This window comes from Pannonibacter anstelovis, from assembly GCF_036881715.1.
GTDB classification, from domain to species: domain Bacteria; phylum Pseudomonadota; class Alphaproteobacteria; order Rhizobiales; family Stappiaceae; genus Pannonibacter; species Pannonibacter anstelovis.
In genome coordinates this window covers 329,382-346,803 of record NZ_JBAKBF010000003.1, presented here as the reverse complement: position 1 = coordinate 346,803, position 17,422 = coordinate 329,382, and the positions used below count along the sequence as shown (strand labels likewise).

Annotated in this window: 15 protein-coding genes; 7 read left to right on the top strand and 8 right to left on the bottom strand. The window is 64.2% G+C overall.

Features of this window, described 5'->3' with window-relative positions; translation table 11 throughout:
- Positions 1–51 precede the first annotated feature (51 nt).
- From V6L75_RS06870 to trpB, 3 genes are all read left to right on the top strand, one after another.
- On the top strand, positions 52–2,334 hold the full coding sequence (locus V6L75_RS06870) for an NADP-dependent malic enzyme (protein WP_334250770.1): 2,283 nt from the start codon (positions 52–54) through the stop codon (positions 2,332–2,334).
- Between the two features lie 87 nt (positions 2,335–2,421).
- On the top strand, positions 2,422–3,081 hold the full coding sequence (locus V6L75_RS06865; protein ID WP_334250769.1) for a phosphoribosylanthranilate isomerase: 660 nt from the start codon (positions 2,422–2,424) through the stop codon (positions 3,079–3,081).
- 15 nt (positions 3,082–3,096) lie between these two features.
- Positions 3,097–4,302 carry a tryptophan synthase subunit beta gene (gene trpB, locus V6L75_RS06860; protein ID WP_334250768.1) on the top strand — a complete coding sequence of 402 codons (1,206 nt, stop codon included), beginning with the start codon at positions 3,097–3,099 and terminating at the stop codon, positions 4,300–4,302.
- Positions 4,303–4,642: 340 nt separating this feature from the next.
- Here the strand turns inward: trpB and V6L75_RS06855 are convergent, their stop codons facing one another.
- Entirely contained in the window at positions 4,643–4,798 is a 156-nt protein-coding gene (locus V6L75_RS06855; protein WP_334250767.1) for a hypothetical protein, read from the bottom strand.
- A gap of 337 nt (positions 4,799–5,135) precedes the next feature.
- Here V6L75_RS06855 and trpA point away from each other — a divergent pair, with 337 nt between their 5' ends.
- The 3 genes from trpA (at position 5,136) to V6L75_RS06840 (ending at position 8,434) form a co-directional block, all read left to right on the top strand.
- Complete coding sequence (gene trpA, locus V6L75_RS06850; RefSeq protein WP_334250766.1) at positions 5,136–5,963, top strand: tryptophan synthase subunit alpha; 828 nt, start codon at positions 5,136–5,138, stop codon at positions 5,961–5,963.
- A 36-nt stretch (positions 5,964–5,999) separates the two neighbouring features.
- Positions 6,000–6,914 carry an acetyl-CoA carboxylase, carboxyltransferase subunit beta gene (gene accD / locus V6L75_RS06845; RefSeq protein WP_334250765.1) on the top strand — a complete coding sequence of 305 codons (915 nt, stop codon included), beginning with the start codon at positions 6,000–6,002 and terminating at the stop codon, positions 6,912–6,914.
- Positions 6,915–7,117: 203 nt separating this feature from the next.
- A complete protein-coding gene (locus tag V6L75_RS06840) occupies positions 7,118–8,434 on the top strand; it encodes a bifunctional folylpolyglutamate synthase/dihydrofolate synthase (protein ID WP_334250764.1) in 1,317 nt (438 codons plus the stop codon).
- Between the two features lie 234 nt (positions 8,435–8,668).
- Here the strand turns inward: V6L75_RS06840 and V6L75_RS06835 are convergent, their stop codons facing one another.
- The 3 genes from V6L75_RS06835 to V6L75_RS06825 all read right to left on the bottom strand — a co-directional run bounded on the left by V6L75_RS06835 (position 8,669) and on the right by V6L75_RS06825 (position 11,645).
- Complete coding sequence (locus tag V6L75_RS06835; RefSeq protein WP_334250763.1) at positions 8,669–9,040, bottom strand: cupin domain-containing protein; 372 nt, start codon at positions 9,038–9,040, stop codon at positions 8,669–8,671.
- 90 nt (positions 9,041–9,130) lie between these two features.
- The gene (locus V6L75_RS06830; RefSeq protein WP_334250762.1) at positions 9,131–9,979 is read right to left on the bottom strand and encodes an AraC family transcriptional regulator; all 849 of its coding nucleotides are present in this window, start codon (positions 9,977–9,979) and stop codon (positions 9,131–9,133) included.
- A gap of 139 nt (positions 9,980–10,118) precedes the next feature.
- Positions 10,119–11,645, bottom strand: coding sequence for a YifB family Mg chelatase-like AAA ATPase (locus V6L75_RS06825; protein WP_334250761.1), 1,527 nt, complete (start codon positions 11,643–11,645; stop codon positions 10,119–10,121).
- A gap of 259 nt (positions 11,646–11,904) precedes the next feature.
- Between V6L75_RS06825 and V6L75_RS06820 the strand changes: the two genes are divergently transcribed.
- A complete protein-coding gene (locus V6L75_RS06820) occupies positions 11,905–12,726 on the top strand; it encodes a cyclase family protein (protein ID WP_334250760.1) in 822 nt (273 codons plus the stop codon).
- 25 nt (positions 12,727–12,751) lie between these two features.
- Here the strand turns inward: V6L75_RS06820 and gshB are convergent, their stop codons facing one another.
- From gshB to sdhA, 4 genes are all read right to left on the bottom strand, one after another.
- Positions 12,752–13,696, bottom strand: a complete 945-nt coding sequence (gene gshB / locus V6L75_RS06815) for a glutathione synthase (RefSeq protein ID WP_334250759.1) — start codon at positions 13,694–13,696, stop codon at positions 12,752–12,754.
- Between the two features lie 204 nt (positions 13,697–13,900).
- Positions 13,901–14,683 carry a succinate dehydrogenase iron-sulfur subunit gene (locus tag V6L75_RS06810; protein WP_019964270.1) on the bottom strand — a complete coding sequence of 261 codons (783 nt, stop codon included), beginning with the start codon at positions 14,681–14,683 and terminating at the stop codon, positions 13,901–13,903.
- Between the two features lie 55 nt (positions 14,684–14,738).
- The gene (locus tag V6L75_RS06805) at positions 14,739–15,581 is read right to left on the bottom strand and encodes an FkbM family methyltransferase (protein WP_334250758.1); all 843 of its coding nucleotides are present in this window, start codon (positions 15,579–15,581) and stop codon (positions 14,739–14,741) included.
- Positions 15,582–15,593: 12 nt separating this feature from the next.
- Positions 15,594–17,420 carry a succinate dehydrogenase flavoprotein subunit gene (gene sdhA, locus V6L75_RS06800; protein WP_334250757.1) on the bottom strand — a complete coding sequence of 609 codons (1,827 nt, stop codon included), beginning with the start codon at positions 17,418–17,420 and terminating at the stop codon, positions 15,594–15,596.
- Between the last annotated feature and the right edge of the window lie 2 nt (positions 17,421–17,422).

Genomic DNA, 17,422 nt, shown 5'->3' with positions numbered 1-17,422 from the left:
CAGATAAGAGAAGCGAAGGCTTCGCAGCACGAGGGAAGGACCGGCCAGACCATGTCGTCATCAGGCAAGAAGGGCAAGACAGGCGTCAGCTTTACAGACCAGGAGGCCCTGCTGTTCCATCAGGAAGGCAAGCCCGGCAAACTCGAAATCAACCCCACCAAGCCGATGGCGACGCAGCGCGACCTGTCGCTGGCCTATTCCCCCGGTGTGGCTGTGCCTGTGCGGGCCATCGCGGAAGACCCCTCGCGGGCCTATGACTACACGACCCGCGGCAATCTGGTTGCGGTCATCTCCAACGGCACGGCCATTCTCGGCCTGGGCAATCTCGGAGCGCTTGCCTCCAAGCCGGTGATGGAAGGCAAGGCGGTGCTGTTCAAGCGCTTTGCGGACGTCGATTCCATCGACCTTGAGGTCGATACGGAAGACGCGGACCAGTTCATCAACGCCGTGCGCTATCTCGGCCCCTCCTTCGGCGGCATCAACCTTGAGGACATCAAGGCACCGGAATGCTTCATCATCGAGCAGCGCCTGCGCGAGCTGATGGATATTCCCGTCTTCCACGACGACCAGCACGGCACCGCCATCATCGCCGCTGCCGGGCTCATCAATGCGCTGCATCTGACAGGCCGTGATCTCAAGTCGGTGCGGATCGTCTGCAATGGCGCAGGCGCGGCCGGTATTGCCTGTATCGAACTGGTCAAGGCGCTGGGCGTGCCGCATGACAATGTCATCCTGTGCGACACCAAGGGTGTCATCTATCAGGGCCGCACCGATGGCATGAACCAGTGGAAGTCCGCCCATGCGGTGAAGACCGACGCCCGTACGCTCTATGAAGCGCTGAAGGGCGCGGATGTGTTTCTCGGCGTATCGGTGAAGGGCGCGCTGACGGAAGACATGGTGCGCGCCATGGCCCCGAACCCAATCATCTTCGCCATGGCCAACCCGGATCCGGAAATCACGCCGGAAGAGGTCGCCGCCATCCGCGACGACGCCATCATTGCCACGGGCCGGTCGGATTATCCCAACCAGGTCAACAACGTGCTCGGCTTCCCCTATATTTTCCGCGGTGCGCTGGATGTGCGGGCGACGACGATCAACGATGCGATGAAGGTTGCCTGTGCGCAGGCGCTTGCAGCCCTTGCCCGCGAGGAAGTGCCGGATGAGGTAGCCGCCGCCTACCGGGGCAGCCGTCCGAAGTTCGGCCCCGACTACATCATCCCCGTGCCGTTTGATCCGCGTCTCATCTCCACCATTCCGCCCGCCGTGGCGCAGGCGGCGATGGACACGGGCGTTGCCCGCCGCCCGATCATCGACATGGACCAGTACAAGCACCAGCTTTCCGCCCGCCGCGATCCTGTGGCCGGAACGCTGCAGCGCATCTTCTCCAAGGTGCGTCAGGCGCCCAAGCGCGTGGTCTTTGCCGAAGGCGAAGAAGAACCGATGATCCGCGCCGCCGTCAGCTTCGTGAACCAGGGGCTGGGCGAGGCCATCCTGATCGGCCGCGAGGATGAAATCCGGGAAGCCGCTGCTGGCGCAGGTGTTGATCTTGCCCGTTCCGGCATCAGCATCCAGAACGCCCGCAACTCCACCCGCAACGCCGACTATGCGCAGTATCTTTACACCCGTCTGCAGCGGAAGGGCTATCTGCTGCGCGATTGCCAGCGCATGGTCAACAACGACCGCAATTACTGGGGCGCCATCATGGTGGCGCGGGGCGATGCGGATGCCATGGTCACCGGCATCACCCGCAATTATTCCGTTGCGCTCGACACCATGCGCCAGTGCATCGACACCAAACCCGGCCACCGGGTGATCGGCGTGTCCGTGGCACTGGCGCGCGGACGCACCGTGCTCATCGCCGACACAACGGTGCATGACATGCCCAACGCGGAGGAACTGGCCGATATTGCCGAAGAGGCCGCCCACGTGGCCCGCCGCCTTGGCTACGAGCCGCGTGTGGCCATGCTGGCCTATTCCACCTTCGGCCATCCGAAGGGCGAGCGTGCCGAGCGGGTTCAGGAAGCGGTGCGCATCCTCGACCGCCGCCGTGTCGATTTCGAGTATGATGGCGAAATGGCTGCGGACGTTGCGCTCAACATGGACAAGATGGCGGCCTATCCCTTTTGCCGCCTGACCGGCCCGGCCAACGTGCTCGTCATGCCGGCCTTTCACTCGGCCTCCATCGCCACCAAGATGCTGCAGGAACTGGGCGGCTCCACCGTCATCGGCCCGCTGCTCGTCGGCTTCGACAAGCCGGTGCAGATCGTCCCCATGGGTGCCAAGGACAGCGACATCGTCAACATGGCCGCGATTGCAGCCTACAACGTGACGTGATCTATCAGGGTGCCGCCTGCGTCCCGTCAGGGACAGCCGGGCGGTACCCATTGTCCGTCAAAGATACGAAAGCCGCAGGAATTCAGAATGCCCAAAACCATCATCAAGATCTGCGGTCTTTCGACCCCTGAAACCATGGAAGCGGCCGTTGAGGCGGGGGCGGATATGGTCGGGCTCGTGTTCTTTCCCAAGAGCCCGCGTCATGTGACGCTCTCCGATGCTTGCCGCCTGGCCGATATCGCCCGTGGCCGCAGCGAGATTGTCGCCCTGACGGTCGATATGGATCTGCATGGCCTTCAGCGTATCAACGAGCTGGTACAGCCGGATATTTTCCAGTTCCACGGTCAGGAAACGCCGGAGGCCTGCGCTGCTGCACGTGTGATGATGCGCCGGCGCATCATCAAGGCAATTGGTGTGAGCGAAAGGGCTGACCTTGAGGCCGCTCTGCCCTATGTCAATGTGGCTGAGCGGATCCTGTTTGACGCCAAGCCCCCGAAAGACTCCGATGTGCCCGGCGGCCACGGGGTGCCCTTTGACTGGACACTGCTGAAGTCGCTTGACCTGCCGTGCCCCTTCATGCTTTCCGGGGGGCTGGATCCGGACAACGTTGCGCAGGCGATTACGCTCAGCGGCGCCACTGCGGTCGATGTCTCTTCCGGCGTCGAGCGCAGCAAGGGCGTGAAGGACAGCGGGTTGATACGTGCTTTCGTGGCTGCAGTCCGGAGCGCGGAACATGCGAAGGAGTGACGAGAGTTGACCACAATGGCGAACACCCTGCGGTCCGGCCCGGACGAGCGGGGCCATTTCGGGATTTTCGGCGGCCGCTATGTGGCCGAAACCCTGATGCCGCTGATCCTGGATCTGGAAAAGGCCTATAGCGACGCCAAAGCTGATCCGGCCTTCAAGGCTGAGCTCGACAACCTCAATACCCATTACACCGGCCGTCCCTCGCCGCTCTACTTCGCCGAGCGGCTGACGGAACATTTGGGCGGCGCCAAGGTCTACTTCAAGCGCGACGAGCTGAACCACACCGGCAGCCACAAGATCAACAACTGCCTTGGCCAGATCCTGCTGGCCAAGCGCATGGGCAAGACCCGTATCATCGCCGAGACCGGCGCCGGCCAGCATGGCGTGGCGACGGCCACTGTTTGCGCCCGCTTCGGCCTGCCCTGCGTCGTCTATATGGGCGCCACGGACGTGGAGCGGCAGAAGCCGAACGTCTTCCGCATGAAGCTGCTGGGTGCCGAGATTGTTCCAGTCACGGCAGGTGCTGGCACGCTGAAGGACGCCATGAACGAGGCGCTGCGTGATTGGGTCACCAACGTTGACGATACCTATTACCTGATTGGTACGGCCGCAGGCCCGCATCCCTATCCGGAGCTGGTGCGCGACTTCCAGTCGGTCATCGGCAAGGAAACCCGTGAGCAGATGCTGGCCGCGGAAGGCCGCCTTCCGGATGCCATCGTTGCCGCTGTCGGCGGCGGCTCCAACGCCATCGGCCTGTTCCATCCCTTCCTCGATGACAAGAGCGTCGAGATCTGGGGCGTCGAGGCAGGCGGACGCGGCTTGAACGGCCACGAGCATTGCGCCTCGCTGAATGCCGGCAAGCCGGGCGTGCTGCATGGCAACCGCACCTATCTGCTGCAGGATGACGACGGCCAGATCCTGGAAGGCCATTCCATTTCGGCAGGCCTTGATTACCCCGGCATCGGGCCTGAACATTCCTGGCTGAAGGAAATCGGCCGCGCCAATTACGTGCCGATCACCGATGACGAGGCGATGGCCGCGTTCCAGCTTCTGACAAAGGTGGAAGGCATCATCCCGGCGCTGGAGCCTGCTCATGCGCTGGCACAGGTGGTCAAGATGGCGCCGAAGATGGGCAAGGACCAGATCATCGTCATGAACCTGTGCGGCCGCGGCGACAAGGACGTCTTCACCGTCGGCAAGATGCTCGGCTTCGATCTGTGATTTGAGGTTTTTGCCTCACTATGCCGTGGCTTGTCATGAGCCACGGCATTTTCTGCCGGTGCTTTCTCCGCAGCCTCTCACCTTGTCATCCCCGCGCAGGCGGGGATCCAGTGCGCCCGGCGTATGAAATGAACGGAGATTCCGGGGTTACTGGATTCCGGTCTTGCCGCTTCGCGTCAAACCGGAATGACACGGGGAGAGCGTGTGCCGCCTGAACGCGTGGCCCTGCCCCCCTCCGAACCTACACGCCAGCCGGCCAACTTCCCGCACACCTTCCCACAAACGCAAAGGCCCCGCAGCCTTCAGAACTGCGGGGCCTTTGCATGAGAAGCCAGTCCGATCAGCGGCCGGTCAGGCCGCCTGCGAACATGGCGGTGAGATAGAACTCGAACGCGCCCGGGCCGTTGCGGTCCTTGCGCGGGGCGGTGGCCTGCGGCTCACGGTCGCTGAAGATGCGGCCAATTCCGGCGAGGCGCGTCATTGTTGCATGGGTCATAGGGGGAGGCTCCTTTTCTTGTTGTTCATGGCCAGCCCGGCCTTGTCCTCAAGAGATAGAGGCGCACAATGTGCGCATCAAGAGCAGCGGTTGCAGACCAACCCTGCAGCCGCTGCATGGCTCAAATGGAGGGATTTCTGCCGTTTATGCGTCTCCCCCACCCAGGAAAAGCGGCATGATTCAGCCTTTCTTGCCTTTCCCTGCCGCGATGCGTTGACAGAAGGCCTTGAAGCCCCCTACATCCAAGCGCTGGTTTCAAGGTTCAGCGCGCCCGCCCTCCGGGCTGCCTGCCCGGCAAACCAGATCTGCCAACAGATCCTCAAGGATGGGAAGCTGAATGACCGGGACGCGCATCGACCGCCGATTCAAGGCCTGTGCCGAAAAAGGGCGTCCGGCCCTTGTCACCTTCATCACGGCAGGCGATCCGGATCTGGCCACATCGCAGGCGATCCTTGAGGCGCTGCCTGCGGCAGGCGCGGATGTGATCGAACTGGGCATGCCCTTTTCCGACCCGATGGCGGAAGGCATTCCCATTCAGCTTGCCACCCAGCGCGCGCTGAAGGCCGGGCAGACCATGGACCGGACGCTGGCCATGGTGCGCAAGTTCCGCGAAAAGGATCAGGACACGCCCATCGTGCTGATGGGTTACTACAACCCTATTTATGTGCGCGGGCCGGAAGCTTTTGTCGCCGAAGCACGCGAGGCGGGCGTTGATGGCCTGATTGTTGTCGATATTCCGCCGGAAGCTGACGACGAGCTCTGCATTCCGGCGCTGGAAGGCGGCATCAACTTCATCCGTCTGGCAACGCCGACCACCGACGACCGCCGCCTGCCGGCGGTGCTGAAAAACACGTCCGGTTTCGTCTATTATGTTTCTGTCACCGGCATCACCGGTTCGGCGGCCCTGAACACCACCAATGTCTCGGCGGCAGTGAAGCGGATCAAGGGTCATACGGACCTGCCGGTCGCCGTCGGCTTCGGCGTCAAGACGGCTGAGGATGCTGAGGCTATTGGCAAGGACGCAGACGGCGTGGTCGTCGGCTCCGTGCTGGTGGAGGCGATCCGCAACAGCCTCGATGCAGATGGACAGGCGACGGACAAGACCGTTGCCGCCGTGACAAATCTTGTGTCCTCCCTGGCCGGAGGCGTGGCGCGCGCCCGCTGACCGGCCAACAGGCACCAACAACGAACGGGATTTGCCGTGAACTGGATCAACACTGTCGTACGGCCCAAGCTGCGCAACTTCCTGTCGCGCCGCGAGATGCCGGAAAACCTCTGGATCAAATGCCCGGAAACGGGCGAGATGGTGTTCCACCGCGATCTGGAGGCCAACCTGTGGGTCGTGCCGAATTCCGGCTACCACATGCGCATTCCGGCCAAGAAGCGCCTCGAATCCTTCTTCGACGGCAGCAGCTATGACCGGGTGGCAACGCCGTCCGTGACGGCGGACCCGCTGAAGTTCCGCGACACCAAGAAATACGCCGACCGCCTGAAGGAATACCGCACCCGCACTGGCGAGGATGACGCGGTTCTGGTGGCGCGCGGCCGCGTCAACGGCCTTGATTTCACCGCAGCGGTGCAGGATTTCGACTTCATGGGCGGCTCGCTCGGCATGGCTGCAGGCGAAGCCATCCTGACCGGCATGATGACCGCCGTCGAGCACAAGACCCCCTTCGTGCTGTTTGCTGCCTCCGGCGGTGCCCGCATGCAGGAAGGCATCCTGTCGCTGATGCAGATGCCGCGCACCACAATCGGCATCCAGATGCTGCGTGAAGCGCGCCTGCCCTACATTGTCGTGCTGACCAACCCCACCACGGGCGGCGTGTCGGCCTCCTACGCCATGCTGGGTGATGTTCACATCGCCGAGCCGGGCGCGCAGATCGGCTTTGCCGGCCGCCGCGTGATCGAGCAGACCATCCGCGAGAAGCTGCCGGATGATTTCCAGAGCGCCGAATATCTGCTGGCGCATGGCATGGTGGACATGGTGGTGAAGCGCCACGACCTGAAGGACACCATCTCGCGTCTGGCCGGCATCTTCATGAAGCGCGAGCTGACCCTGCCGGATCTCGATCCGCCCGCGGACGAGCCTGCCCAGGATCAGGCCTCTGCAGCCTGAAAAAATAGCCCGCACGGCGGCCTGCCGATGCTTCATGTCTGTTTGACACAAGCATGAGAGGCTCGCCTTGCGGGATCATCCGTTCCCGCAAGCCAGCGCAAGGCCCTTGAAACGGCCAGCCTGAAAGCAAAGAGACGGAGCTGACCCGCCAAAACAGTGCCGCCGGGCAGCTCCAGAATGTTTGTGCCATCCGCAGGGAAACCATGGACCAGATCACCGCCATTCTCGACCGGCTTCTCGCCTTGCACCCGCGCCAGATTGACCTGTCGCTGGACCGCATGCACCGCCTGCTGGCGGCGCTGGGCAATCCGGAGCGGCGCCTGCCGCCCGTGATCCATGTGGCGGGCACCAATGGCAAGGGTTCCGTCACGGCCACCATGCGCGCCATTCTGGAGGCCTCCGGCAAGCGCTGTCACGTCTATACGTCACCGCATCTGGTTGCCTTCAACGAGCGCATCCGCCTCGGTGAACATGGCAAGCTGGTCGATGATCCGCGCCTCATGGCCGCGCTCGACCGCTGCGAGGAGGCGAACGGCGGGAACGAGATCACCTTCTTCGAAATCACCACCGCCGCCGCCCTGCTGCTGTTCTCGGAAGAGCCGGCCGACGTGCTGCTGCTGGAGGTGGGACTTGGCGGGCGGCTTGACGCGACAAATGTGATCGCGCAGCCGCTGGTGTCGGTCATCACCTCGATCTCGCATGATCACGAGAAATTCCTCGGCAACACCTTGAGCGAGATTGCGGGTGAGAAGGCGGGCATCATCAAGCCCGGCTGCCCGGTGGTCTGCGCCCCCCAGGAGGATGAAGTGCAGGCGGTGCTGGACCGGGTTGCCGCCCGCAACCGCGCACCGGTCAGCCGCTTTGGCCAGGAGTATACCGCCAGCGAGGATCAGGGGCGGCTCTGCTATCAGGACGATGACGGGCTCTATGACCTGCCACTGTCCAGCCTCACCGGCAGCCACCAGATCGTCAACGCAGGCCTTGCGATTGCCGCGCTGAAGACCGCAGGCCTGCTGCCGGACGAGGCCACGATTGCACGCGGGCTCAAGCACGTGGCCTGGCCCGGGCGGCTGCAGGTGCTCACCCACGGGCCCTTCGTCGAGCAATGCCCGGAAGGTGCAGAAATCTGGGTCGATGGCGGCCACAATCCGGGCGCTGCCCTGCGCGTTGCCGCCTTCATGGGCGAGCAGGAGGAGCGCCACCCGCGCCCGCTCTACATGATCTCGGCCATGCTGACGACCAAGGACCCGATCGGCTTCTACCGCGCCTTCCAGGGCCTTGTGCGCCATGTGGCTACCGTGCCGGTGAAATCCACCAATGCGGCGCATGACCCGTTCGAGCTGGCCGATTTTGCCCGCACCGCCGGTCTGGAAGCCACGCCCTTCGACAGCCTGCAGGCCGCCGTCGCCGACATCTGCCGCTGCGCCGCCCGCGACGGCGAGCCCCCCCGCATCCTCGTCTGCGGCTCGCTCTACCTGGTTGGCGATGTCCTCGCGGCCAATGGGATGGCACCGAAGTAAGGGGCACTGAAGTAGTACCCGGCTGCGAAGACGCGAGAGAGGGCAAGCCCCCCTCCTCGACGGAGGTCATTCCGTTTCGCCGCAGCGCCGCTTTCCCCCTTGAGTTACTGCTTGCACGCATAGTGCCTGAAGCCGAAGACAGATGGGAAAACGCCTGAAGTCTGGTTACTCCGGCACAGCGTTTCAGCCCCCCTCCCCCTCGTGGGGAGGGGGGCGGAGAGGCTGTGACACCAATCAGATCCAGAGATCGTTCTGCGCAGTCCGCTCACCGCCGGTATGGCCGGTGTTGAGGATGCCGCGTGGCTCGATCAGCAGGAGATGCACTTCCTGCGCGGCATAGGGCTTGTGCTCCACGCCCTTTGGCACGACGAACATCTCTCCTGCACCGATCGAAACGGCGCCGTCGCGAAAGTCGATCCGGAGCTGCCCCTTCAGCACGATGAAGGTCTCATCTGTCTCCGGGTGTTCGTGCCAGACGAAATCCCCTTCGATCCGCACCAGCTTGAACTGATACTCATTCATCTCGGCGGCAACGCGGGGCTGCCAGAGTGTGTCGATCAATGCCAGTTTTTCTGCAAAGTTGATGGCCTTGTATGTCCTGTCCATGCTGTCCTGCTCCGTTGTGGGGGAGCAACAGGCTAGACCGGACCGTCGGCAGGCTTCTTGAACGATCGTGCAAGCCGCGCTTCAGCGCTATCAGGTCTGGCAGATGAACCGCCGCCAGCGGGCGGGTGTGATTCCGAAGCTGCTGCGGAAGTGGCGGGTGAAATGCGCCTGATCGGCAAATCCGGCCTCAAGAGCTGCCTGCACCAGAGGCGTGCCGCCACGGATGAGCGCCCTTGCGTGATCAAGCCGGCGCAAAGTCAGATAGCGGTAGGGGCTGGTGCCGAACAGGGCCCGGAAATCGCGCGACAGCTGCCACCGGTCCTGCCCCGTCACCTGTTCGAGGTGTTCCAGGGAAACAGGCCGCACGCAATCCTGCCGCAAAAAGTCGCGCGCCAAGTGGGCCGCCCGGCTGTCCGGCGCGCTTATGATCCGGGCGGCAGATGGCTCTCCGGCGGCCTGCAGGGCAAGCGCCAGATCATAAACGGCATCATCATACTGCAGCGTCTCCATAGGCGCGCCGATGTGGCCGACGAGGCCGGCAATGGCCCTGAGAAGCCTTGGATCGCGGCTGACACCACCGGCAACGAACGGCAGGGGCTGGTGCGCGCCGAGCGCGGTCTGAACAAGAGCAGGGTCGAGATAAAACATCCGGTAATGGAAGCCGTCTTCGGTTCCCGCTTGACCATCGTGCAGCTCATCGGGATGAATGACCATCGCTGTGCCCGGAAGGCCCTCGCTGACCCCACCCCGGTACCGGAACTGCTGCACACCGGACAATGTGCAGCCGATGGCATAGGTGTCATGCCGGTGCGGCTGATAGGCGGGCCCCGAGAAATAGGCCTCTATGCGTTCGCAGCCTTCCATGCCGGACGCCAGATTGATCCAGCCCGCAGCCCTGCCGCCCGGCGTCTCTTCCAGCTTGCCCGTTCCTGCATGCAAGGTTCTGTCTTTCCTGACCCTTCGAAGACCGGTGGCCAAAGCCACTGTCCCGGAACGAATATTCAGCTTTGCCGATTATGCCGCCGGGCAGACTGCCGGGCAACCGCGCAGGCCTTTCAGGCTTCAGGCTGTGGCGCCCTCACGCTGCCTGCTTGAGAACATCCTGGCCTCTGTAACTGAGGGCCTCGGCGAGGTGGATGCGGGTGACGGTGGGGTCGCCGTCGAGGTCGGCGAGGGTACGGGCGAGTTTGAGGACGCGGTGATAGCCGCGGGCGCTGAGGGAGAGGCTGTTGGCCGCATCGGTGAGGAACTGGCGGCCTGACGGGTCCAGCGCCACCACCTCCTCCACCACGGCGGCGGGCATCTGCGCGTTGGTGCGGGCGGAAAGCCCCAGCGCCCGGTAGCGCGCCTCCTGCTGATCGCGGGCCATGGCCACCCTTTCGGCCACGGCGGCAGAGCTTTCCGCGCGGCCGGGGGTGAGCAGATCGCTGGCGGTGACGGCGGGAACCTCGATCCTGAGGTCCAGCCGGTCGAGGAAGGGGCCGGAAACGCGGGATTGATACTCGGTGGCGCAACGCGGGCCCCGGCGGCACTGGTGCCCCGGCTCGCCTGCATGGCCGCAGCGGCAGGGGTTCATCGCCGCAATCAGCTGGATGCGCGAGGGATAAGTGACCCTGTGATTGGCCCGGGCAATGATGGTTTCCCCTGCCTCCAGCGGCTGACGCAGACTGTCGAGCACCTGCGGCTGGAACTCCGGCAGCTCATCCAGAAAGAGCACGCCATTGTGGGCGAGCGATACTTCCCCCGGTCGCGCCCGCAAACCACCGCCGACCAGCGCTGCCATCGACGCCGAGTGATGCGGCGCACGGAAGGGGCGCCGGTCGGTCAGCTTGCCATCGGCCAGCTCTCCGGCGAGGGAGGCAATCATGGACACCTCCAGCAACTCCTTCGGCGACAGTGGCGGCAGGATGGAGGCAAGGCGGCTGGCCAGCATCGACTTGCCCGCGCCCGGCGGGCCGACCATCAGCATGTTGTGGCCACCGGCTGCGGCAATCTCCAGCGCGCGCTTGGCCGTCTCCTGCCCCTTCACATCGGCCAGATCCGGCAGGTTGGCGGGCAGGCCTCGCAGGCGCGGGGAAGGCCGGGAGAGCACCTGCGTGCCCTTGAAATGGTTTGCCAGCTGAATGAGCGAGCGCGGCGCAAGAATGGACATGTCTCCATCGGCCCAGGCCGCTTCCGGCCCGCATTCCTCTGGGCAGATCAGCCCCTTGCCGAGCCCATTGGCGCCCATGGCGGCGGGCAGCACCCCGGCCACCGGCGCCAGCGTGCCATCGAGCCCCAGCTCTCCCAGCACCACGTAATCGGCCAGCATGTCTGGCAGAATAGCGCCGATGGCGGACATGATGCCCAGCGCAATCGGCAGATCGTAATGGGAGCCTTCCTTCGGCAGGTCGGCGGGGGCGAGATTGACGATCACCCGCTTGGCTGGCAGCGCCAGACCCGAGGCATGCAGGGCGGCACGCACCCGCTCCCGGCTTTCGGCCACCGCCTTGTCCGGCAGGCCCACCACGGTGAAGGCCACCATGCCGGGCCCCACCTGCACCTGCACATCAACGGGCACTGCCTCGATGCCCTGAAATGCGACCGTCGTCACCCGGCTTACCATACGCGCCTCCCCCATGGGTCGCATCAGAGATTACGGCAACTTTTCAGGGAGTCAAGAACGTAAACAGAACATTAACGCCGCTTCTTTGGTCTTGCGCTTTTCCGGGACAGGTTGCAGCATCTTTTCATAATACCAAGGCTCTGAGATGCTGACGCATCACGCCTTGAAAAGGCTCAAGCGCCGCACGGGCTTAACCAACGCTCGATGAGTCAAGCTCGTCGAGCGTTGGTTGAGCCCAGAGAGGCAAAGGGGAACAGCCATGTGTGATGTGTGTGTGATGAATGCCGTGAAGGACCGCATGCTGTCGCGGCGCGATCTTTTCCGGACCGCAGCCGTCGGCGGGGCCGTGGCGGCCGCTGCGGCGGTGAGCGCGCCCTTCTCCGCCATGGCGGCGGTGCCCAGCAAGGTTAGCGACCTGACCCATGAGCTGCACGAGGCCTTCCCGACCTTCTTCGGACAGCAGCAGTTCTTTGCGGAAAAGCTGTTCGACTACGCCAAGGACAAGTTCAACCTGTTCGAGCTGCGGGTGAACGAGCACACTGGCACACACGTTGATGCGCCGCTGCATTTCTCGGCTGACGGGCTGTCGGTGGCGGAAATTCCGGTGGCCAATCTCGTCGTGCCGCTCTGCATCATCGATATCCGCGCAAGGGCTGCGGAAAACGCCGATGCGCAGCTGACGCCCGATGACATCAAAGCCTGGACGGCGGCAAACGGTGATCTGCCGCAAGGCGCCTGCATTGCCATGCTGTCCGGCTGGGACAAGCATGTGAACACGGAGAAGTTCCGCAACGCCGATGCGGATGGCAAGATGCATTTCCCCGGCTTCCATGTGGAGGCAGCGCAGATGCTGATGGAAACGGGCAGCATCTCCGGAATTGCCTCGGACACGCTGTCGCTGGACTATGGCATGTCGCCGGATTTTGCGGTTCACTACGCCTGGCTGCCGTCGAACCGCTGGGGCATCGAGTGCATTGCCAATCTGGATCAGCTTCCGGCCAAGGGCGCAACGCTGGTCGTTGGCGCGCCCAAGCACCGGGGCGGCACCGGCGGCCCGGCCCGCATCTTCGCGCTGGCGTGAAGCCTGAGCAGGAGAGTGCCGGGCTTTATGCCCGGCGCTTGGCCTCGATCACGTCCCAGACGCGGGCAGCGATATCCGGGCCGCCAAGCCGCTTGACGGCGCGGATGCCGGTGGGGGCGGTGACGTTGATTTCCGTCAAGTTGCCGTCGATCACGTCGATGCCGACGAGGATCAGCCCCTTGGCCTTGAGGGCGGGCCCGAGGCGGGCGCAGATCTCACGCTCGCGGTCACTCAGCTCGGATTCCTTCGGCGAGCCGCCGCGCACCATGTTGGAGCGCAGATCGCCGGGGGCAGGCACCCGGTTGACGGCACCGGCATATTCGCCGTCCACCAGCAGGATGCGCTTGTCGCCGTGCTTCACATTGGGCAGGAAGCGCTGGATCACCCAGGGCTCGCGGAAAGTGGCGGCGAAGAAGTCGTAGAGCGAGCCGTAGTTGAGGTCATCATTGGTGATGCGGAACACCGCCGCCCCGCCATGGCCGAACAGTGGCTTCATGACGATATCGCCATGTTCTTCGCGGAAGGCGTCGATCTCGGCCCGGTCGCGGGTGATCAGCGTCGGCGGCATCAGGTCGGCAAATTCGGTGACGAACAGCTTTTCGGGCGCGTTGCGCACCTCGGCCGGATTGTTGACCACCAGCACCTGCGGATGGATCTTTTCCAGAAGATGAGTGGCGGCCACATAGGCCATGTCGAAGGGCGGGTCCTGGCGCATCAGGATGACGTCGATCTGCGACAGATCCGTGCGCTGCTTTTCGCCCAGCGTGAAGTGGTTACCCTTCTCGTCGCGCACCGCTACCGGCTCCAGCGCGGCGAAGACCTTGCCGTCCTTCAGCGCCAGCCGGTCGGGCGTATAGTGGTGCAGCTCATGCCCGCGCGCCTGCGCCTCCAGCATCAGCGCAAAGGCGCTGTCACCGGCAATGTTGATGGACGAAATATGGTCCATCTGGACCGCGACCTTCAGGGCCATGCCTGTTCTCCGGAAAGCTTCATATCAGGGGCCGCTTTGCGGCGGGCACATACATATGTGATTTCTGGACCGGTTTGTCCAGAATAGGCAACCGGATCAGAAACCGGCGGCCCGGAATAAAGAAGGCCCGCCCTGCCCCGGTTCCTTGCGGAAGGGGCAGAGCGGGCCCTCATCAGCTGTCAGCTGCGCGGGCCTTGAGCCGGGTCAGACGCGGCGGTCCACCAGCATCTTCTTGATCTCCGCGATGGCCTTGGCCGGGTTCAGGCCCTTCGGGCAGGCCTGCGCGCAGTTCATGATGGTGTGGCAGCGGTAGAGGCGGAACGGATCCTCGAGGTTGTCGAGACGCTCGCCCTTGGCCTCGTCGCGGCTGTCAATAAGCCAGCGGTAGGCCTGCAGCAGCACGGCCGGGCCGAGGTAGCGGTCGCCGTTCCACCAGTAGGACGGGCAGGAAGTGGAGCAGCAGGCGCAGAGAATGCACTCGTAGAGGCCGTCCAGCTTGGCGCGGTCCTCATGGCTCTGGCGCCATTCCTTTTCCGGCGCCGGGGAAACCGTCTTCAGCCAGGGCTCGATGGAGCGGTGCTGGGCGTAGAAGCGGGTCAGGTCCGGCACAAGATCCTTCACCACCGGCATGTGCGGCAGCGGGTAGATGCTGATGGCGCCCTTGGACACTTCATCCATGCCGCGTGTGCAGGCAAGGGTGTTGGTGCCGTCGATGTTCATGGCGCAGGAGCCGCAGATGCCTTCGCGGCAGGAGCGGCGGAAGGTCAGCGTCGGGTCGATCTTGTTCTTGATGTAGATAAGACCGTCCAGGATCATCGGGCCGCAATCGTCGAGATCGACGAAATAGGTATCGATGCGCGGGTTGCGCCCGTCATCCGGGTTCCAGCGGTAGATCCGGTATTCGCGCAGGTTGGTGGCGCCCGCCGGCTTGTCCCAGACCTTGCCCTCGGTCACCTTCGAGTTCTTGGGAAGCGTCAGCTGAACCATTATCGTCGCTCCGCGTTACGGCGCCGGATGGATGTCCGGGCCAAACAGTTCCCCGTCAGGCATCAAGCCGGAACAGGATGTTGTCTCTGGTTTCACCAGCCTTCGCATAACCGAGAAGTGCCAGATGGGTCAGGCAGTCCTCGGCCCAGTGCGGCCGGCAGTTTGTTTCAATCAGGATCGCCCGGGGCCAGAGGTCCCGGCTCGCCGTACGCAGATAGGGCAGGAGGACACGGTCCTCAAACCCTTCCACGTCCAGCTTCATGACATCCACCCGCTCAAGGCCTGCCTCGCTGATCACATCGAGCAGCGGGCGCACCGGAACGGTGACATTGGACCAGTTCCCGGCCCATTCGCCGGTGGTCAGATCTTCCACCACGGTGGCAAAACCGGCGTTGGAGGGCTCGCGCCAGAGGGACAGCTCCCCCTCCCGGTCGCCCACCGCCGTGCGCACCAGCGTGATGCTGCCAACGCCATTGGCCGCGATGTTGAAGGCGAGCTTTTCCGCCGTCTCCTCGCTTGCCTCCACCGCCAGCACACGGGCACCGGCAGCAGCGGCAAACAGGGAGTAGGTGCCTACATTGGCTCCCACGTCCACGAAGACCGCGCCCCGGTGAATGAGCGGTGCCAGGAGGCCATGCTCGGCCCGCTCCGGCAGCCGGCCCCGCGCCAGCATCTTGCGGTCGTCGTAGTTGGCGCCCGGGTAGACGCGGAACTTCAGGCCTTCCACCACCGTGTCATAGGGGCCGCCGAACAGGCGGGCCACCAGTGACCTGATCCGCTTGCGCAGAAAGGCGGAAATGTCATGCCGGTCCGCGAGCCCCCAGGCAAGACGCACCAGACCCTCGGCACGGTAGGTGCCGAAGGGGGAACTGGTGTCTGGCCGGGCGGTTGCGGACATCGGATGCCGTCCTTAGTAGACGCGCGCCTTGGGGGCGATCTTCTTCGGGTCGATGCCGCCCTGCTCGTAGGGCGTCAGCGGCTCAAGGACAACCGGACGGTAGTCGAGCTTGACGTTGCCGGCTTCGTCCACCCAGGACAGGGTGTGCTTGCGCCAGTTTTCGTCATCACGGCCGCCGAGCGGACCATCCTTGTAGTCCTCGCGGGCATGGGCACCACGGCTCTCCTTGCGGGCCTCGGCGCCGTAGACCGTGGTGATGGCGTTGGCCATCAGGTTCTGCAGCTCGAGGGTTTCAACAAGATCCGAGTTCCAGACCATCGACCGGTCGGAGACCTTCAGGTCGCTCATTTCGCCCCAGATGGCGGAGAGGCGCTTGCAGCCCTGCTCCAGGCTTTCCTGGGTGCGGAACACGGCAGCGTCTTCCTGCATGGCGCGCTGCATCTTCTCGCGCAGCGCCGCCGTCGGCGTGCTGCCATTGGCGTGGCGCGTCTTGTCGAAGCGGGCCATGATTTCTTCGCAGGACCGTTCGTTCGGCGTGGGCACCGCGGACTTCGGATCGACGACCTCACCGGCGCGGATGGCAGCGGCGCGGCCGAAGACCACGAGATCGATCAGCGAGTTGGAGCCAAGGCGGTTGGCGCCATGCACGGATGCACAACCCGCCTCACCCACAGCCATCAGGCCGGGCTGGATGCGGTTCGGGTTGGAAGCATCCGGGTTCAGCACTTCGCCCCAGTAGTTGGTCGGAATGCCGCCCATGTTGTAGTGCACGGTCGGCAGAACCGGGATCGGCTCCTTGGTCACGTCCACGCCCGCGAAGATCTTCGCGGATTCGGAGATGCCCGGCAGGCGCTCGGCCAGCATGGCCGGGTCCAGGTGGTCGAGATGCAGGAAGATGTGATCCTTGTTCTTGCCGACGCCGCGGCCTTCACGGATCTCCAGGGTCATGCAGCGCGAAACCACGTCGCGGGAGGCAAGGTCCTTGGCGGAAGGTGCATAACGCTCCATGAAGCGCTCGCCTTCCGAGTTGACCAGATAGCCGCCTTCGCCGCGGGCACCTTCGGTGATGAGGCAGCCCGAGCCATAGATGCCGGTCGGATGGAACTGCACGAATTCCATGTCCTGCAGCGGCAGGCCCGCACGGGCGACCATGCCGCCGCCGTCGCCGGTGCAGGTGTGGGCCGAGGTGGCGGAGAAATAGGCGCGGCCATAGCCGCCGGTCGCCAGAACCACCATCTTCGCGGAGAAGCGGTGAATGGTGCCGTCATCGAGGTTCCAGGCGATCACGCCCTGACACACGCCGTCTTCCGACATGATCAGGTCGAGCGCGAAATACTCGATGTAGAATTCGGCATTGTGGCGCAGGGACTGGCCATACAGCGTGTGCAGGATGGCGTGGCCGGTACGGTCCGCTGCCGCGCAGGTGCGCTGCACCGGGGGGCCTTCGCCGTAGTTCTGCATGTGGCCGCCGAAGGGGCGCTGGTAGATGCGGCCATCCTCGGTGCGCGAGAAGGGCACGCCATAATGCTCCAGCTCATACACGGCCTTGGGAGCCTCACGGGCCAGATACTCCATGGCGTCGGTGTCTCCGAGCCAGTCGGAGCCCTTCACCGTGTCGTACATGTGCCATTCCCAGCAGTCCGGCGTCATGTTCTTCAGCGAGGCGGCGATGCCGCCCTGTGCTGCCACCGTGTGGGAGCGGGTGGGGAACACCTTGGTGATGCAGGCCGTGCGCAGGCCCTGCTCGGCCATGCCGAGAGTGGCGCGCAGACCGGCACCGCCGGCGCCGACCACCACCACATCGTGGGTGTGTTCGACAAATTCATAGGTCTTGGCCATGT

Bases quoted from the DNA above. Each gene is read 5' to 3' on its own strand.
- trpB (WP_334250768.1), top strand. From the start codon at position 3,097: ATGGCGAACACCCTGCGGTCCGGCCCGGACGAGCGGGGCCATTTCGGG.
- gshB (WP_334250759.1), bottom strand. From the start codon at position 13,696: ATGGCCCTGAAGGTCGCGGTCCAGATGGACCATATTTCGTCCATCAAC.
- trpA (WP_334250766.1), top strand. From the start codon at position 5,136: ATGACCGGGACGCGCATCGACCGCCGATTCAAGGCCTGTGCCGAAAAA.
- V6L75_RS06835 (WP_334250763.1), bottom strand. From the start codon at position 9,040: ATGGACAGGACATACAAGGCCATCAACTTTGCAGAAAAACTGGCATTG.
- V6L75_RS06870 (WP_334250770.1), top strand. From the start codon at position 52: ATGTCGTCATCAGGCAAGAAGGGCAAGACAGGCGTCAGCTTTACAGAC.
- V6L75_RS06865 (WP_334250769.1), top strand. From the start codon at position 2,422: ATGCCCAAAACCATCATCAAGATCTGCGGTCTTTCGACCCCTGAAACC.
- sdhA (WP_334250757.1), bottom strand. From the start codon at position 17,420: ATGGCCAAGACCTATGAATTTGTCGAACACACCCACGATGTGGTGGTG.
- V6L75_RS06825 (WP_334250761.1), bottom strand. From the start codon at position 11,645: ATGGTAAGCCGGGTGACGACGGTCGCATTTCAGGGCATCGAGGCAGTG.
- V6L75_RS06840 (WP_334250764.1), top strand. From the start codon at position 7,118: ATGGACCAGATCACCGCCATTCTCGACCGGCTTCTCGCCTTGCACCCG.
- V6L75_RS06805 (WP_334250758.1), bottom strand. From the start codon at position 15,581: ATGTCCGCAACCGCCCGGCCAGACACCAGTTCCCCCTTCGGCACCTAC.
- V6L75_RS06855 (WP_334250767.1), bottom strand. From the start codon at position 4,798: ATGACCCATGCAACAATGACGCGCCTCGCCGGAATTGGCCGCATCTTC.
- V6L75_RS06810 (WP_019964270.1), bottom strand. From the start codon at position 14,683: ATGGTTCAGCTGACGCTTCCCAAGAACTCGAAGGTGACCGAGGGCAAG.
- V6L75_RS06820 (WP_334250760.1), top strand. From the start codon at position 11,905: ATGTGTGATGTGTGTGTGATGAATGCCGTGAAGGACCGCATGCTGTCG.